The following is a 17,412-nucleotide window of genomic DNA, read 5'->3' as shown; positions in this document are numbered from 1 at the left end:
TTCGCTGTTTGCCCTTAGCCTTTCGCCTAAAAAATAATTATTGGAGTTTTAAAATGAATAAAGTACCTCTCACCGTCAAAGGTGCGGAAAAATTACGTGCCGAATTGGAAGAATTAAAGTCGGTTGTGCGTCCGCGTATCGTTGCATCGATTGCTACGGCTAGAGCGCACGGCGATTTGAAAGAAAACGCCGAATATCATGCTGCGAAAGAGCAACAAAGCTTTGCCGAAGGACGTATTTCTGAAATTGAAGGTAAACTTTCTAATGCGCAAATTATTGACATTACCAAGGTGGATGCCAATGGGAAGGTGGTGTTTGGCGCGACAGTGGAAATAGAAGATATTGAATCCGAGAGAAAGGTGACGTATCAGATTGTTGGCGAAGATGAGGCCAATATCAAGGAAGGTCGCATTTCAATCGGCTCGCCAATTGCCAGGGCTTTGATCGGCAAAGAGGTTGAAGATGTTGTTACGGTTAAAGCGCCGGGCGGCAATGTCGATTATGAAATTATTTCGATTGAATATATTTAAGTTAAAGGCGAAAGGCTAAAGGAGGCGTGTTTATTCCCTTTTGCCTTTCGCCTTGTATCTTTGGCCTTGTTTATTTATCAGGGTTTAATCTGTAAATAACTGCAATTTGCCCAATACTCTGAATGAGCTCTGCTCCGGTATCAGCGCAGATTTTCTCGCTGATCAGCTTACGATCTTCCCTTTCAGCGCGTATTCGCACTTTAATCAGTTCGTGGCTGTTAAGTGCCAATTCAATCTCTGCCAGCACGGCGGCTGTAAGTCCTGATTGGCCAATCATAATGACAGGCTTTAAGCTGTGCGCTTGAGCCCGGAGTTTTTTCTTGTCTGCAGAGTTCACTCTTTAATTCCTAAATCAAAATCCTAAATTTTACACTAAAATACAGTTATGGGACGAAGTAAAAGCAGTAGTCGTTGGATGCAGGAGCATTTTGAGGACGAATACGTCAAAATGGCGCAAGCTCAGGGTTATCGTTCGCGTGCGGTTTTTAAATTGAAAGAAATTCAGGATAAAGATCAGCTTATTAAGCCGGGGATGAATATTATTGATTTGGGCGCGGCTCCCGGGGGATGGTCTCAGTTTGCACGGCAGATTGTCGGGAAAAAAGACAAAATTATTGCTTTGGATATTTTAGCGATGGATCCACTGGAGGGTGTTGATTTTATTCAGGGCGATTTTCGTGAACAAGCCGTTCTGGATCAATTGTACGCTGTTCTTGACGGGGCTCCGATTAATCTGGTGATGTCGGATATGGCGCCCAATATGAGCGGCAATAAGGGCGTAGACCAACCTCGATCAATTTATTTGGGAGAGTTGGCATTGGAGACGGCCAAGACTGTGTTGGCAAAAGATGGGGTTTTTCTGGTTAAACTATTTCACGGGGCGGGTTTTGAGGATTTTCATAAGGAAGTTCAGCAGTCTTTTACAAAAGTGATTATCAGAAAGCCAAAAGCGTCAAGACCGCGAAGTAATGAAGTTTATATTTTAGCTAAAGGCTTTAAATAATCTTATGTGGCCCTAATATCAGTGAAACGAGGTGCCAGGTATGATGAAGTCGTATTTTTCATGTACGGGTGATCCAGATAAATAACGACAGTCAGGAAAGTTAACTCCTGATATAATTACTTAGTTTTTAAATCGAGAGCCGTTCAGGCCCAGGGTGTGTAAATTGAACGATATGATGAAAAATATAATCCTATGGGTCGTCATTGCAGTGGTATTGATGTCGGTCTTTAATAATTTCGGTCCGCAAAATGATAGGACTGATTCTTCGATGTCTTATTCGCAATTTATCGAGTCGGTAAAAGCAGGCCAGGTTCAGCAGGTGATGATTGAAGACAATATCATCAAAGGCAAGATGCAGGGTGGTCAGATATTTAAAACCTACGCACCTTCAGATCCCCATTTAGTAGACGATTTGCTGGCAAATGGCGTCGAAATCAAGGCCGTTCCGCCCGAGCAGCCGTCTATGTTAATGCAGTTGCTGGTTTCTTTTGGGCCGATGTTGTTGCTTATTGCTGTGTGGGTTTTCTTCATGCGGCAAATGCAAGGCGGCGGCGGTGGCGGTCGCGGCGCAATGAATTTTGGTAAAAGCAAAGCCCGAATGCTCGAAGAAGACCAGATTAAGGTGACTTTTGCTGATGTGGCTGGCTGTGACGAAGCTAAAGAAGAAGTCGTCGAAATGGTCGATTTCCTTAAAGATCCGGCAAAATACCAAAAATTAGGCGGTAAAATCCCTCGCGGCGCGTTGATGATCGGTCCTCCGGGAACAGGAAAAACCTTGCTGGCCCGAGCTATTGCCGGTGAGGCCAAAGTGCCGTTCTTCACCATTTCCGGTTCGGATTTCGTTGAAATGTTTGTCGGTGTGGGCGCGTCCCGTGTGCGTGACATGTTTGAGCAAGCTAAAAAACACGCGCCTTGCATTATTTTTATAGATGAAATTGATGCAGTGGGTCGTCAGCGCGGCGCCGGTTTGGGTGGCGGTAATGATGAGCGTGAGCAGACATTAAACCAATTGTTGGTTGAGATGGATGGCTTTGAGGGTAACGAAGGTATTATCGTTATCGCTGCAACAAACCGCCCCGATGTATTGGATAAGGCTTTATTGCGTCCAGGTCGGTTTGATCGTCAGGTAACGGTAGGCCTGCCGGATGTCAGGGGGCGTGAGCAGATTCTTGCTGTGCATATTAAAAAAGTGCCGATTGCCGATGATGTTGAGGTTAAGTATATAGCGCAAGGTACACCGGGTTTTTCCGGAGCCGATTTGGCTAATTTAATTAATGAAGCCGCTTTATTCGCCGCAAGAATGAATAAGCGTGTGGTTAATATGTCGGATCTTGAAAAAGCCAAGGACAAATTGATCATGGGGGTTGAAAGAACCTCTATGGTCATGAATGAGAAAGAAAAGAAAATGACTGCTTATCATGAAGCAGGGCATGCAATTGTCGGTAAGCTGGTCCCTGAACATGATCCTGTCTACAAAGTTAGCATTATGCCTAGAGGCCGTGCGCTGGGTATTACCATGTTTTTGCCTGAGCGAGATCAGTACAGTGCCAGCAAACAAAAATTGGATAGTATGATTTCCAGTTTGTACGGCGGACGTATTGCCGAGGAAGTGGTTTTTGGTCGGGAACAAGTGAGTACTGGCGCATCTAACGATATTGAGCGTGCTACCGAGTTGGCCAGAAACATGGTGACTAAATGGGGTTTTTCTCAGCGTCTTGGGCCATTGTCATACAGTGAAGAAGAAGGTGAAGTCTTCCTGGGACGGTCGGTAACGCAACATAAAACGGTTGCCGAGGAGACTTCTCATACCATTGATGAAGAGATTCGCTCTTTTATTGACCGGAATTATGAGCGTGCCGAAACAATTCTGAAAGAGAACATAGATATTCTTCATGCTATGGCGGAGGCCTTGATGAAGTATGAGACTATCGACAAATATCAAATTGAGGATTTGATGGCTCGTAAACCGGTAAGGACTCCGCAAGGTTGGGATGATAAGCCCCCATCTTCTCATGGTGATGTCATAACAGATGATGTTAAGAGCAAGGATGATATAAAAAATGAAAAATCAATTGGCGGGACTGCAGAGCAAAGCTGAGGGCTCCCTGAATTGACACTAAAGGAGAGGCGTAATGTCTCTCCTTTTTTTATGTAATTTATAAAGGTCAGGCGGAAACAGTAAGCTGTTATCTTTAGCCTTTTACCTGTTTTTAGATTTTAGAGCTATGATAAAAAAATACTTTGGAACTGATGGTATCAGAGGAAAGGTGGGTGAACATCCAATAACAGCGGATTTTTTCTTGAAGCTGGGTTGGGCCGCTGGGCGAGTGTTTGCGAATGAAGGACATGGTTTTGTCCTGGTTGGTAAAGACACGCGCATTTCGGGCTATATGTTTGAATCTGCATTAGAGGCAGGGTTGACCGCTGCGGGCGTCGATACGCGCTTGTTAGGGCCTATGCCGACGCCGGGAATAGCCTATTTAACGCGTACTTTAAGGGCACAGGCCGGTATTGTCATTAGCGCCTCTCATAATCCCTATTATGATAATGGCGTTAAGTTTTTCTCGGTCCAGGGAACGAAATTACCGGATGAAATAGAACAAAAAATAGAAGAGTATATTGATTCGCCGATGACAACGGTAGAGTCGTCAAAGCTGGGTAAGGCGAAACGGTTGGTTGATGCTCCTGGCCGTTATATTGAGTTTTGCAAGGCCAGCGTGCCGACTCGGCTTGATTTTAGCGGTATGAGGATCATAATCGATTGCGCTCATGGGGCGACTTACCATATAGCGCCGCATGTATTTAGCGAAGTAGGTGCGGAGGTCGTTACGATTGGGGCGGAGCCGGACGGACTTAATATTAATGATGAGTGTGGTGCAACTAAGCCGGAAAAATTAGCCGCAACAGTTTTATCTTATCGTGCCGATTTAGGTATTGCCTTGGACGGTGATGGCGACCGATTGGTGATGGTCGATCACAAAGGCGAAATAGTTGATGGCGACGAGCTTATTTATATTATTGCCAAGGCAAGATTGGATGCAGGATTAATGTCCGGGCCTGTTGTAGGTACTTTAATGACAAATTTGGGTATGGAGCATGGCTTGAAGAAGTTGGGGCTCAATCTGCTTAGGGCTAATGTGGGCGACCGGTACGTCATGGAAATGCTGACAGAACACCAAGGGATTTTAGGTGGCGAAAATTCCGGTCATATCATTTGTCTTGATAGAACAACAACGGGTGATGGCATTATTGCTGCCTTGCAGATTATGGCGGAAATGCAAAGCAGTGGTAAGAATTTACATGAATTGAAATCCGGGATGCAAAAATACCCGCAAGTTTTGGTAAACGTCAAAACTGATAAGAAAATAAATCCGGATGAGAATGAGAGCATACAAAAAGCGGTGAAAGCTATCGAGAAGAAGCTGGGAGATAATGGCCGGGTATTGCTTAGAGCTTCGGGAACAGAGCCATTAATTCGGGTAATGGTGGAAGGTCAACAGGCAGAGTTGGTTAAAAATTACGCGCATCAAATAGCTGATGATGTTAAGAAGGCAATGGGAGCTTGAATTGAACGCTATTAATATATATCATAGATGGTTTGATTCTATGTGAGGAGTAGTGATGCGTCGGTCTCTAGTTGTAGGAAATTGGAAGATGAATGGAACTCTCGCCAGTGCTGAGTTGCTTGCAAAAGGTATTATTGCCGGATTAGGGGGTAATAGTGCGGATATCGCAATATGTGTACCTTATGTGCATTTACCCCGAGTTAGTGAATTAGTTAAAAATACCTCATTGGCGTTGGGCGCGCAAAACGTTGCGGATAAATCTTCAGGTGCTTATACTGGGGAAGTTTCGGCGGCGATGCTAAGTGAATTTGATTGCAAATATGCTCTTGTAGGACACTCTGAAAGACGCAGTTATTACGGCGATACCGATGAATCGGTAGCCGCCCGTTTTTGTCAGGCGCAAGAGCAAAACATTATTCCCGTTCTGTGCGTAGGTGAAACGCTGGAACAACGCGAACAAGATCAGACTTTTGCGGTTATTAATACACAGCTTGATGCGGTTATTAATTTGGCTGGTATAGCTGCTTTTAGTGCGGCAGTGATTGCCTATGAACCGGTTTGGGCCATAGGGACAGGAAAAACAGCGACTGATGAGCAGGCTCAGGAAGTTCATCAGTACATAAGACAGTACATTGCTGCTAAAGATCAGGCTATTGCCGATAAAATACAAATTTTATACGGCGGTAGTGCTAAACCGGATAATGCAAAAGGCTTGTTTGCTATGCCGGATATTGACGGCGGTTTAATTGGTGGGGCTTCGTTGGATGCGGAATCCTTTTTAAAGATTTATCATTCAATTTAGAGTAGTTTAGACTTTATTATGTATCAGGTAATTATTGTTGTTCATGTGCTGTTGGGTTTAGGGGTTGTTGGATTAGTATTAATGCAGCAAGGCAAAGGAGCTGACGCAGGCGCAGCTTTTGGCACAGGATCTTCAGGGTCTGTTTTTGGTGCTCAGGGGGCGGCGTCTTTCTTGTCTAGAGCCACAGCAATTCTGGCAACTTTGTTTTTTATGACCAGCTTGGGGCTTGCAGTGTTAAACGGTAAGCAGGGTGCGGCTTACGACTTAATGAACGCCCCCAAGGTTGAACAGGATACGCTTGGCATTCCTGATGTGAGTGGCGCAAAAGGATCTGGCAGCGCTGCCCCAGTGACTGACCCGAAGTCTGAAGAAGTGCCTGTTGCTGCTCCGGCGGTTACCGGAGCTGAACAGGCAGTTGAAGAAAAGTAATAAATATTGTTTATGACGCAAGTAAATACACTGTAGAAAATAATTAAAATAGTGTGTATTAAATAGTATCTTTGCAATCATGTTTTAGCCGATGTGGTGAAATTGGTAGACACGCCATCTTGAGGGGGTGGTGACGAAAGTTGTGCCGGTTCAAATCCGGCCATCGGCACCAATATATACCCTGCTAGGGATTTTCTCTAGTGGGGTGTTTTTTTGTTTGCTGCAATGAAAATGCAGAAATAAGTTTCTAGATTAGAAGTGCGATACAGAAAAATAATTAGGCTATACTTAGTCAGTTAAATGTAGGGCGCTGTATATTCGTACGGGGTTTTGCTTTGAAAATTAGAGATTAATGGAGAAAACAATGGCAAGTATTCTTGCAGTTGACGATTCAGCTTCAATGAGAAAAATGGTTTCATTTACTTTAAGGGCTGCTGGATACGATGTCGAAGAAGCAGTAGATGGAGTTGATGCTTTAGAAAAAGCGCAAGCCAGGAAATTTGATTGTGTAGTAACTGATGTCAACATGCCAAATAAAGACGGGATTACTTTAATTAGAGATTTACGGGCACTCCCAGATTATAAATTTATTCCCATGCTGATGCTGACGACAGAGTCAGGAATCGAAAAAAAGCAAGAAGGTAAAGCTGCTGGTGCAACAGGGTGGATGGTTAAACCTTTCAATCCTGATCAATTATTAAAAACATTACTAAAAGTTTTGGGTTAGTTGATGCTATCGTGCCTAAGTGTGTTAATCGCATGCAGGAAAGCCTATGCCTATTGATATATTTCAGTCCCATGCGGCTTTATTCTGAATGTTTAGATGAATGCTTTAGGTGTTTATCCAGACAAGGATCAATAAAGAAAGTTTTCGGGTTAATCTTGTTTAAATGAATTTAGGCGCACACAGGTAAGTCTATGTCTATTGATATGTCACAATTCCATCAGGTCTTTTTTGAAGAATGTTTCGAAGGACTGGAAGCAATGGAGTCAGGATTGTTAACGCTCGATATGGGGGATATTGATTCAGAAATAATCAATACCATTTTCAGGGGAGCCCATTCGATAAAAGGCGGCAGTGGAACTTTTGGTTTTACTGTTGTTGCTGAATACACTCATATTATGGAAACCCTGCTTGATGAAATGCGAGACGGGCGTAGAAAGGTAACCCAACCTGCAGTAGACGTTTTACTTGGATCCGTTGATTGTCTCAGAGAGATGTTGACTGCGATACAGAATGAACAGAATGTTAATAATGCCAGTGTAGAAAAACACAAAACAGCATTGGAAGTTGTGCTTAATGGTGGTTCGGTGGCAGAAGAGCCAGCGCTTCCTGTTGAACAGGAATTCACAAGTGAAGAGGTTTCCTTCAATGATGCTCCTGATGTTGATGAAGAAGAATCCGTTGAATTAGAAGAGCAGGGCTGGAAAATAGCTTTTTGCCCTTATTTGGATTTGCTTAAAACCGGTAATGATCCGGTCCGACTCTTTCGAGAGTTGAATGAACTCGGTGAATTGACAACCACTGTTAATATTCAGGATGTTCCCGGTTTTTATGAATTAGATCCAGAGGAATGCAATATTTCTTGGGATTTAAAAGTTGTTGGGGATATTTCCGGCGATGAAATCAGGGAAATATTTAATTGGGTTGAAGGCGACTGTGAAATGGAAATTCAGCCCCTTGCCAAAGCCGTAAAATTACCCCCCGTTGTAAAAAAAATCGATCCTGAACCTACCCCGGTAATCATACCTAATAATCCTGCCCCAAAATCCGTTGAGGTCAAACCTAAGCCGGTTACAGAAACCAAAAAGCCTGATTCTCAAGATTCTGACAATGAAGCGGCAAAAACCACGGCAAAAGCCAGTTCGATTCGAGTAGATACTGACAAGATTGATACTTTAATCAATATGGTTGGTGAGGTTGTGATTACACAATCTATGCTGGGTTTAGTTGGCGAGAACTTTAGCATGGATAAGGTGGGGCAACTTAAAAGAGGTCTTGCTCAATTAGAACGGCATACCCGGGATTTACAACAAAGCGTCATGAATATTCGGATGCTGCCTATTAGTTTTGTGTTTAGCCGTTTTCCACGTTTAGTGCATGATATTAGCAGTAAATTAGATAAAAAAATTGTGCTGAAACTGGTCGGGGAAAATACCGAAGTTGATAAGGCCGTTGTTGAACTGATCAATGATCCGCTGGTTCATTTAATTAGGAATAGTCTGGATCATGGTATAGAAATGCCGGCGGACAGGGTTGCAGCAGGTAAGCCTGAAACAGGAACCATAGAGCTGAAGGCGTATCACCGCGGTGGGCACATCGTCATAGAAATTATTGACGATGGTCGCGGATTAGATAAAGACAAATTGCTAGCAAAGGCCATAGAAAAAGGATTGATTGAAGAAAATAATCTTCTTACCGAAAAACAGATATTTGAATTGATCTTTATGCCGGGTTTTTCTACGGCTGAACAGCTCACTGATATTTCCGGTCGCGGTGTGGGTATGGATGTCGTGAGAAGGAATATCCAGTCATTAGGCGGCAACATAGAAATTATTTCAGAGCTGGGTAAAGGAACGACCATAGCAATCCATTTGCCGTTAACGTTGGCAATTCTTGACGGTCAGTCTGTCGCCGTCGGTGATGAGACCTACATTGTGCCGTTAGTTTCTATTATCGAATCAATTAATATTACGGAAAGAATGCTGAACAAGGTTGCCGGTAAAGGGGAAACTTTTCGCCTACGCAATGAATATTTACCCGTTATTAGAATGCGCAGTATTTTTAATGTCCATTCCGGCAATCCGACCAAGTCGAAAGAGGGTGTCCTTGTGGTCGTCGAGGGGCAGGGTGAGCTGTGTTGTTTGCTCGTAGATGAGTTATTGGGCCAACAACAGGTTGTTATTAAATCATTGGAAGCAAATTACCGGCGGGTGGAAGGTGTTTCAGGTGCAACTATTTTGGGTGATGGTTCTGTTGCGCTGATTCTAGATGTTCCAGGTTTAGTGCGTTTTTCAATTCGCTAATATATAGATAAAAGCAGATATGGCACAAGAAGCTGAAAATAAAGATATAGATCAATATCACTATAGTAGAAACCTGGATAACGCTGTGCAATATCTGAGTTTTGCCTTAGGTAAAGAAGAGTATGGCGTTGATATTCTTAGAGTACAGGAAATACGAAGTTGGGAGCCTGTTTCCAGAATACCTAATGTTCCTTGCTATGAAAAAGGTGTTGTTAATTTACGCGGTTCTATTGTGCCGATTCTCGATTTGAGAGAAAGGTTTAATTTGAGTAAAGCCGAATACACACCATTGACGGTAGTTGTCGTACTGCAAACCGGCGATAGCAACAAAACACGCATAATGGGCGTTGTTGTCGACTCGGTCTCTGATGTCATTAGTGTGGATAAAACCGAAATTCAAAGTGCTCCGGATTTTGGAACTAAAGTAAGCAATGAATTTATTAACGGATTGGTATCGGTTAATGAACGCATGGTGATGCTGCTTGATGTGGACAAATTGCTGAAGTTGGAAGAGCTTGACCAGGATGAAAGTTAATGATTTTCAAACACCCCGTGTGGGTAAATGTATTTGGCATGGTGTGAGAGGTAAGGTAACGTGAAAATTAATATGCCGTTAACTAATAATGAGGTCATTCTGAAAAAAGGCACCATTTTGGTTTCAAGAACCGATTTGATGGGACGTATTACCTACGTCAATGATGCATTTGTTGAAATCAGCGGATTTACCCGTGATGAGTTGATGGGACAGGAACATAATATAGTTCGTCATCCCGATATGCCCGCTGAGGCCTATGAAGATTTATGGATAACCTTAAAACAGCTTAGACCCTGGCAGGGACTGGTGAAGAATAGGTGTAAAAACGGCGACCATTACTGGGTCGAGGCAAATGCCATGCCGTTGTTTAAAGATGGAAAAGTCTATGAATACCTTTCTGTTCGACACCCTCCGAAGCGTGATGTGATTCCGGCAACTGAGCAGTTATACAAGAAAATCAGTGCCGGTGAAGTAAGGTTAAAGCCGACCGGTTTAACTGCAATGTTCAAATCAATTAGCGAAATTGCAATAGCGAAAAAGAATGCTTTTGTAGTTTCCGCTTTCTTGACACCTATCTTTTTTCTGATGTATCGATTGTTCTTGACGCAGGAGTACGTCTTGTTAACAGGTGTGGCCTTGTTAGCTATGACGGCATCGGCACTCAGTATCAATATGACCAAGGTAATAACCGATACGCTGGAAGCTGCAATCACCATTTGTTACCGGTTGAGCAGCGGAAGCTTCGGAAATAAGGTGAACTTGAAACGGGACGATCAACTGGGCGATTTTTTGCGTGGATTGTACTGTATGGAAGTCAAGCTGGGTGTAGATTTGGCCGATTACAAGCAAGGCCTCTCAGAGTCCAAACGGATTACGCAGGCTCTGGATAATGTTCAGTCTCCTGTCATGGTAGCGAATAAGAATTTTGAAATTATTTACATGAACGATAGCGTTCAGAGAATGTTCAAGACAGCGGAAAGCGATATTCGCAGCCAGTTACCTGATTTTTCCGCCGATAAGTTGATGGGGTCAAATGTTGATCTATATCACGCTACTATTAAAAGTGGAAAATTGGAAAAATCACAAGAATCACTTAGATCGCAACTGGTCATTGGCGGTCGGCATATGAGTCTTATCGCTAGCCCCGTTAATAGCGATGGTGAGCGTATTGGTTATGTGACTGAATGGCAGGATAGAACCCATGAAGTTTTAATTGAGCAAGAAATCGATCAATTGGTGCAGGGTGTTAAAGCCGGTGACTTGAGTGCGCGCATAAAATTAAGTGATAAGCAGGGATTTACCAAAGCACTGTCTGCCGGCATCAATGAATTAACGGATGTTATAGAAAGTGTGTTTGGCGACGTTAACAGGGTCATGGAAAACATGGCTGAAGGTGATTTAACCACCGCTATTACTAATGAATACCAAGGTGTTTACGCTGAATGCAAGAATAATATTAATGCTACCTTGGCAAAGCTCAGCGAATTTATCATTCAAATCAGGGATGCCGCTGACTTTATAGATAGTTCATCACAAGAAATGGCCAGTGGTAATAACAACCTGTCACATCGAGCCGAGCAACAAGCGGCCAGTCTTGAAGAGACGGCAGCCAGTATGGAAGAGCTGGCCAGTACCGTAAAAAATAATGCGCAGAATACGGTGCAAGCGACTGAGGTTGTTAATTCAGCAAGTCAACTCGCTCAAAAAGGCGGTGGCGTAGTTAAGTCTGCTATCGCCGCAATGCAGGAAATTAATGAAAGCAGTAACAAAATCGCTGAAATTATTGGTGTCATTGATGAAATTGCATTCCAAACTAATCTATTGGCATTAAACGCATCTGTAGAAGCGGCCAGGGCAGGAGAGCAGGGGCGTGGATTCTCGGTTGTTGCAACAGAGGTTCGTAATCTGGCCCAACGCAGTGCAACCGCTGCACAGCAAAGTAATGAACTGATCCAGAACAGTGTACAGAAAGTGCGTGCCGGAACGGCATTCGTTAATGAAACAGGTGCAGCGTTAACTGAAATTGTCGATAGTGTTGCAAAAGTTGGCGACATCGTTGCGCACATTGCCAGTGCCAGTTCGGAGCAATCAGCAGGTATTGAGCAAGTCAATCAAGCGGTTTCTCAAATGGACGATATTACTCAGCAAAATGCGGCTTTGGCCGAACAGGCCGCTGCCGGTAGCATTGCCATGAGTGAGCAGTCTACCAACATGACCCAGTTGCTTAGTTTCTTTAGAGTCAATTCAAAGAATATTTCTGCAGCGACCAGGCAAGTTGCGCACAGTAAGGCGCCTGTAACACCAATAAGAGCAACAGTAAAAAAACCTGTAGTTTCTGTTTTATCACCAAGTAAGCCTAAAAGCGATAGCAACGACGAATGGGAAGAGTTTTAATGATGTTTAAAGCTGCAAACTATATAACCGACAGGAAACTATAACAATGACAACAGATGTGCAGTCAAATAATAGTCGGGTAGAGCAATTTCTCACCTTTCAACTCGCAGGCGAAGCGTATGGCGTTGAGATTTTGAAAGTACAAGAGATTCGTGGCTGGGAAGCTGTTCGCGTGATACCGAATACGCCGGCTTTTGTTAAAGGCGTGTTGAATTTACGCGGGTCCGTCGTGCCTATCATCGATTTACGGGAACGATTTTCTCTGGAGCATTTCGATTATTCTCCAAAAACGGTAGTTATTGTGCTCTGCGTTGAACATGGCGCAAACCAGTTTGTAATGGGCATAGTGGCAGATGCGGTTTCTGATGTGCTGGATATTAATTTGGAAGACATCAAAAAAGCCCCAAACTTCGGTTCAAAAATTGATACGCGCTACATGCGAGGTATGCATGTGTATAAGAAAAAGATGATTATGCTGCTGGACGTTGATAAATTGCTCAATCCCGATGAGGTTGAGGGTATTGAAAGTTTGGTGTGACAGGTGAGAATTGTCGCAATAATTAATCAGAAAGGCGGTGTTGGCAAGACGACTACGACTGCAAATTTATGCCATGCGATTGCAGAATTGGGATCAAAAGTTACCGCTATCGATCTTGATCCACAAGGCCATTTAGCCGTTTCTTTAGGTATTACAGCGCAGGATATTGGCGGTATTGATGAAGCTATGCTGAAAAAGAAAGAAGTTCATCAGCAGCTCATTTCCGTCAGGGATAATCTGCAATTAATTGCATCAGGATCAAAACTTAAGGATATTGAGCAGTTAACCGGCAATAATTCACCTCGCGGTGTTTTATTAAAAAATGCCTTGCATGGAAATCTTACTGATCAGGACTTTGTTTTTATTGATTGTCCACCCTCTTCAGGATTGCTGGTTGCGAATGCATTGATTGCAGCTGACGAGATTTTAATTCCTATGGCCAGTGATTTTCTTGCCTTGCAAGGGTTATCCCATCTAATGGGTACGATTAAGAGGTTTGAGAAGGCTTTGCAGCGGAAATATAAAACATTATTGGTGATGTCGCGATATTCACCCAATAGAAGAATATCGAGTCAGGTATTAAATGTTTTACTTACGCATTTCCCTGAGCAAATATTAGCAACAGTCGTTAGAGAAACGGCATTGCTTGCAGAATGTCCCAGCTTTGGTAAAACAATTTTAGAATATAGTCCGAAAAGTCGTTCGGCAAGGGATTTTCGTAGCCTTGCTCATGATTTTCTTGAAAGCAAGGTGATGTATGGCAACAAGTGAAGAAAATAATTTAATCGGATACGATCCTCTAGCGTGGATGGATGGGGATACCGATAAAAATGAAGAGCATTTGGTTACGGATGATTTAATAGGGGATAGCGATGAAAGTGCAATTTTAAATATAACTAAAGAGAATGAATTAGTAATAGATGAAATTGAGGACGAAAGCGCTAGTGCTTTGATAGAAGAAATGGCTGACGACTATGCCATGGATACACGCGCGCCGGAAGCAGCTGCCGATGATTCGGTATCAGGGGAAACGGAGGATTCTCAAATTGATTTAGACGCTACGTTGACTATTCAGAATGTAGTCAAGTTACACGAAAAGCTGAAGAATTCATTGGCCATGCATGATGAAATCGAAATAAATGCATCCGACGTATCATCAATAGATACAGCTACTTTACAATTGCTGGTTTCATTGAAAAAAAGTGCAGTTAAGTTGCAAAAGAAAGTAACCATTATTTATCCATCCCCACGATTTGTTGAGTCTGCCCAGTTGCTGGGTTTGTTGGATGTACTCGATGTTCATGACGCGTGATTTTTGACGGACGGGAAATAGTTTAAAGATGGCCATTGTTGAGAAGGTTCGCGAATTTAAATTCACTGCGGATGACTTTAATTTTTTAAGAAAATTGTCCAATGAACATTCAGGTATCCAGGTTCCTGATGAAAGATTTGATATGTTCTATTCCAGGCTGTCCAAGCGGGTAAGGAAACTCGGACTAGCGGATTTTAAGGAGTATTGCCAGTATCTTAAGAATTACCCGGATCACGAGTTTACTGAATTTATCAACGCCATAACAACCAATCTAACCGCATTTTTTAGGGAAATGCATCATTTTGACTATGTCCGTGATGTTGTTATTCCGGAAGTCTTGATTAGGAATAAAACCTCAAAGCAAATCAGGGTGTGGTCCGCCGGTTGCTCGACTGGTGAAGAGCCTTATTCCTTAGCGATTACCTTGTTGGAAAATGTACCCGCCGACTGGGATATTAAGATCTTGGCAACTGATTTGGACACTAATGTTTTACAAACAGCATCGGAGGGTATTTACACCGAAGATCGTGTCAGTGACTTATCAGAAGAGATACTTAAACGGTGGTTTATGCGCGGTAAATCATCGCAGTCCGGCCAAGTAAAGGTAAGGCCTCAATTACAGCAAATTATTCAGTTTAAAAAGTTAAATTTGATGCAAGATTGGCCGATGAAATGCCATTTTGACTTTATTTTTTGTCGCAATGTTCTTATTTACTTTGACCGTGAAACCAAGACATTGCTTGCGCAAAGATATGCTCAAATGTTGTCTAGCGGATCATGGTTATTTATCGGACATTCAGAATCATTAAACCAGCTTTCAAATGAATTCGAGTTGGTTGCATGTACCAGTTACAGGAAAAATACGTAAATACTAATGAGTGCTAGCAATGAGATTGGTCTACCTTCCATCGACGGTTTTGATCACATTAACAGGTATATGGATAAAGAGCGTGGTGTGATTGCCGCAAAGATTTTGCCCGGTGAATACTACGTAACTCAAGATGATGAATTGATTACAACCGTATTAGGGTCTTGTATATCGGCATGTATTAGGGACAAGGTATCAGGATTAGGTGGAATGAATCATTTTATGCTGCCGGAAACCACAGCCGACAAACTGAGACAAGGCAATGAAGCGGTTGTCGGCAACGCAACCCGCTACGGGAATTATGCCATGGAGCATTTAATTAATACCATTTTGATGAATGGCGGCAAAAGAAAAAACCTGGAAGTTAAAGTATTTGGCGGCGGTAAAATCATTCCAACCTTGACTGATGTCGGTCTTAAAAATATTGACTTTATCCTGGAATATATTGATACAGAAGGGTTGCCGCTATTATCTCAGGATTTAGGCGATATTTATCCTAGGAAAATAATTTATTTTCCTAGGACAGGCAAAGTCGGGATGAAGAAAATCGAGCATTTGCATAATGATACAATTGTAAAAAGAGAGCGACAGTATTTTAACAATATTAAAAATGCACCTGTTGAAGGTGATGTTGAGCTTTTTTAAGAGTATGCAATGAACAAAATACGTGTATTGATTATTGATGATTCATTGTTAATCAGAAAGGTACTAACCGAGATTTTAAATTCCTCTTCAGATATCGAAGTAGTTGGCACTGCGGAAGATCCTCTTATTGCCAGAGAGATGATCAAGGAATTAAATCCGGATGTATTGACCTTGGATATTGAAATGCCGCGCATGGATGGAATAACTTTTTTACGTAATTTGATGCGACTCCGGCCCATGCCTGTTGTGATGATTTCAGCGCTCACAGAAAGTAACGCTGAAGTGACTTTAACTGCCCTGGAGTTGGGAGCGGTAGATTTTATAGCTAAACCGACAATGGATGTAGAAAATACATTGAATGACTATGCCGAGGACATAATCGCTAAGGTAATAGTAGCATCGCAGGCTAATATTAGAAGACTTGAATAATGAAGTTTAAAATCGGAAATTCTGAAGTGGCCGCACTGGGTGTTACACGGAAAAAACGTGTGAATGTCGGGGCAAAAAAACTTCATGAATTCCAGCAATGATGCAATCGCTTAAAGTAAAGTGGTAGCAATCGATATTAAAAATGCACCTATTGACGGTGACGATGGGCTTCTTTTAGAGTGAGTTTATGGGTAAGATACGCGTACTGATCATTGATGATTCTGCATTAATCAGGAAAATACTGACTGAAGTGCTAGGTTCGTCACCCGATATTGAGGTAGTCGGCGCGGCAGCAGATCCCCTTATTGCCAGGGAAATGATCAAACAATTAAATCCAGATGTGTTGACTCTGGATATTGAAATGCCGCACATGGATGGGATAACCTTCTTAAGTAACTTGATGCGCTTAAGACCAACTCCGGTTGTGATGATCTCCACACTGACTGAACATGGTGCAGAGGCGACTTTAAATGCTCTGGCACTAGGCGCCGTAGATTTTATTGCCAAGCCTAAAGTTGATGTTGTTAATACTCTGAATGACTATGCTGAGGAAATTATTTCCAAAGTTATCGTTGCGGCACAAGCCAAAGTAGGAAATATTCAGAATAGAGCGGTTAAACCCAAAAGTCCTGCAGCCACAGTTCCTGAGATTTCAGAGAAACATTCAGTTGATGTTATTCTGAAACCGGCCCCCATAAAAACACATATTAGTCCCACCAATAAGATAATTGTCTTAGGGGCTTCAACGGGGGGAACGGAAGCGATTAAAACAGTGGTTAAAGGATTTTCGTCAGATACCCCGCCTATTTTAATAACGCAACATTTACCCGCTGCATTTAGTCAATCATTTGTTCGGCATATCGACCTTGCAACGGAAATGTCAGCTTGTATTCCCCAGCATGGTCAGACGGTTGAACCCGGCAATATTTACCTTTCTCCCGGAGACAGACACATGTTGGTGATCAGAGAGGGAGGTAAATATATTATTCATTTGAGCGATGGACTGCCCGTGAATCGTCATAAACCAGCAGTTGATGTTTTATTTCGTTCAGCCGCGCAATGTGCGGGTGCTAATGCCATTGCTGTGTTATTAACCGGGATGGGCGCTGACGGTGCAATGGGCATGAAAGAAATGCATGATGCGGGCGCTAAAACAGTTATTCAGGATGAACAATCCAGCGTGGTTTGGGGTATGCCGGGTGCTGCATTCAAGTTGGGATGCACTGACTATGTCGTATCGTTAGAAGAGGTTTCGCATAAGGTTTTAAGCTTGGTTAAATCAGGCAATGCCGGCAAGGTTCTTTAACAGTATCTGACCCGTTTTTTCGGATGTA

General features: G+C 42.8%; 18 protein-coding genes and 1 tRNA gene. 18 read left to right on the top strand and 1 reads right to left on the bottom strand.

What is annotated here, in order from left to right; translation table 11 throughout:
- The first annotated feature begins 53 nt into the window (after positions 1 to 53).
- Complete coding sequence (gene greA / locus METTU_RS13790) at positions 54 to 530, top strand: transcription elongation factor GreA (protein WP_006892333.1); 477 nt, start codon at positions 54 to 56, stop codon at positions 528 to 530.
- Between the two features lie 70 nt (positions 531 to 600).
- Here greA and yhbY read toward each other — a convergent pair whose 3' ends face one another.
- Positions 601 to 867, bottom strand: a complete 267-nt coding sequence (gene yhbY, locus METTU_RS13785) for a ribosome assembly RNA-binding protein YhbY (RefSeq protein WP_006892331.1) — start codon at positions 865 to 867, stop codon at positions 601 to 603.
- Positions 868 to 915: 48 nt separating this feature from the next.
- Here yhbY and rlmE point away from each other — a divergent pair, with 48 nt between their 5' ends.
- From rlmE to METTU_RS13700, 17 genes are all read left to right on the top strand, one after another.
- Positions 916 to 1,533: a 23S rRNA (uridine(2552)-2'-O)-methyltransferase RlmE gene (rlmE, locus tag METTU_RS13780; protein WP_006892330.1), complete on the top strand. Its 618-nt coding sequence runs from the start codon at positions 916 to 918 to the stop codon at positions 1,531 to 1,533.
- Between the two features lie 172 nt (positions 1,534 to 1,705).
- A complete protein-coding gene (gene ftsH / locus METTU_RS13775; RefSeq protein ID WP_217182904.1) occupies positions 1,706 to 3,631 on the top strand; it encodes an ATP-dependent zinc metalloprotease FtsH in 1,926 nt (641 codons plus the stop codon).
- Positions 3,632 to 3,758: 127 nt separating this feature from the next.
- Positions 3,759 to 5,099: a phosphoglucosamine mutase gene (gene glmM / locus METTU_RS13770; RefSeq protein WP_006892326.1), complete on the top strand. Its 1,341-nt coding sequence runs from the start codon at positions 3,759 to 3,761 to the stop codon at positions 5,097 to 5,099.
- 55 nt (positions 5,100 to 5,154) lie between these two features.
- Positions 5,155 to 5,901: a triose-phosphate isomerase gene (gene tpiA / locus METTU_RS13765; RefSeq protein ID WP_006892325.1), complete on the top strand. Its 747-nt coding sequence runs from the start codon at positions 5,155 to 5,157 to the stop codon at positions 5,899 to 5,901.
- Positions 5,902 to 5,919: 18 nt separating this feature from the next.
- Positions 5,920 to 6,330 (top strand): preprotein translocase subunit SecG, encoded by a 411-nt coding sequence (secG, locus tag METTU_RS13760; RefSeq protein ID WP_006892324.1) that lies wholly within the window; start codon positions 5,920 to 5,922, stop codon positions 6,328 to 6,330.
- Positions 6,331 to 6,417: 87 nt separating this feature from the next.
- A tRNA-Leu gene (locus tag METTU_RS13755) sits at positions 6,418 to 6,502 on the top strand.
- A gap of 192 nt (positions 6,503 to 6,694) precedes the next feature.
- Positions 6,695 to 7,057 (top strand): response regulator, encoded by a 363-nt coding sequence (locus tag METTU_RS13750; protein WP_006892323.1) that lies wholly within the window; start codon positions 6,695 to 6,697, stop codon positions 7,055 to 7,057.
- A gap of 191 nt (positions 7,058 to 7,248) precedes the next feature.
- Positions 7,249 to 9,357 (top strand): chemotaxis protein CheA, encoded by a 2,109-nt coding sequence (locus tag METTU_RS13745; protein WP_006892322.1) that lies wholly within the window; start codon positions 7,249 to 7,251, stop codon positions 9,355 to 9,357.
- Between the two features lie 19 nt (positions 9,358 to 9,376).
- Entirely contained in the window at positions 9,377 to 9,892 is a 516-nt protein-coding gene (locus METTU_RS13740) for a chemotaxis protein CheW (RefSeq protein ID WP_006892321.1), read from the top strand.
- Between the two features lie 60 nt (positions 9,893 to 9,952).
- Positions 9,953 to 12,286 (top strand): methyl-accepting chemotaxis protein, encoded by a 2,334-nt coding sequence (locus METTU_RS13735; RefSeq protein WP_006892320.1) that lies wholly within the window; start codon positions 9,953 to 9,955, stop codon positions 12,284 to 12,286.
- 46 nt (positions 12,287 to 12,332) lie between these two features.
- Positions 12,333 to 12,824, top strand: a complete 492-nt coding sequence (locus METTU_RS13730) for a chemotaxis protein CheW (protein WP_006892319.1) — start codon at positions 12,333 to 12,335, stop codon at positions 12,822 to 12,824.
- 3 nt (positions 12,825 to 12,827) lie between these two features.
- Entirely contained in the window at positions 12,828 to 13,595 is a 768-nt protein-coding gene (locus METTU_RS13725; protein ID WP_006892318.1) for a ParA family protein, read from the top strand.
- The gene (locus METTU_RS21830; RefSeq protein ID WP_006892317.1) at positions 13,582 to 14,136 is read left to right on the top strand and encodes an STAS domain-containing protein; all 555 of its coding nucleotides are present in this window, start codon (positions 13,582 to 13,584) and stop codon (positions 14,134 to 14,136) included. The genes METTU_RS13725 and METTU_RS21830 overlap by 14 nt, the downstream gene beginning before the upstream one ends.
- Positions 14,137 to 14,164: 28 nt before the next feature.
- A complete protein-coding gene (locus METTU_RS13715; RefSeq protein ID WP_006892316.1) occupies positions 14,165 to 15,004 on the top strand; it encodes a CheR family methyltransferase in 840 nt (279 codons plus the stop codon).
- 6 nt (positions 15,005 to 15,010) lie between these two features.
- Entirely contained in the window at positions 15,011 to 15,649 is a 639-nt protein-coding gene (cheD, locus tag METTU_RS13710) for a chemoreceptor glutamine deamidase CheD (RefSeq protein ID WP_006892315.1), read from the top strand.
- Positions 15,650 to 15,658: 9 nt separating this feature from the next.
- Positions 15,659 to 16,078 (top strand): response regulator, encoded by a 420-nt coding sequence (locus METTU_RS13705; protein ID WP_006892314.1) that lies wholly within the window; start codon positions 15,659 to 15,661, stop codon positions 16,076 to 16,078.
- Positions 16,079 to 16,265: 187 nt separating this feature from the next.
- The gene (locus tag METTU_RS13700) at positions 16,266 to 17,384 is read left to right on the top strand and encodes a protein-glutamate methylesterase/protein-glutamine glutaminase (protein ID WP_006892312.1); all 1,119 of its coding nucleotides are present in this window, start codon (positions 16,266 to 16,268) and stop codon (positions 17,382 to 17,384) included.
- Positions 17,385 to 17,412 lie beyond the last annotated feature (28 nt).

This window comes from Methylobacter tundripaludum SV96 (assembly GCF_000190755.2).
Lineage (GTDB): Bacteria > Pseudomonadota > Gammaproteobacteria > Methylococcales > Methylomonadaceae > Methylobacter_A > Methylobacter_A tundripaludum.
The sequence above is the reverse complement of the archived record's forward strand: the minus strand, read 5'-3'. Positions and strand labels throughout refer to the sequence as shown.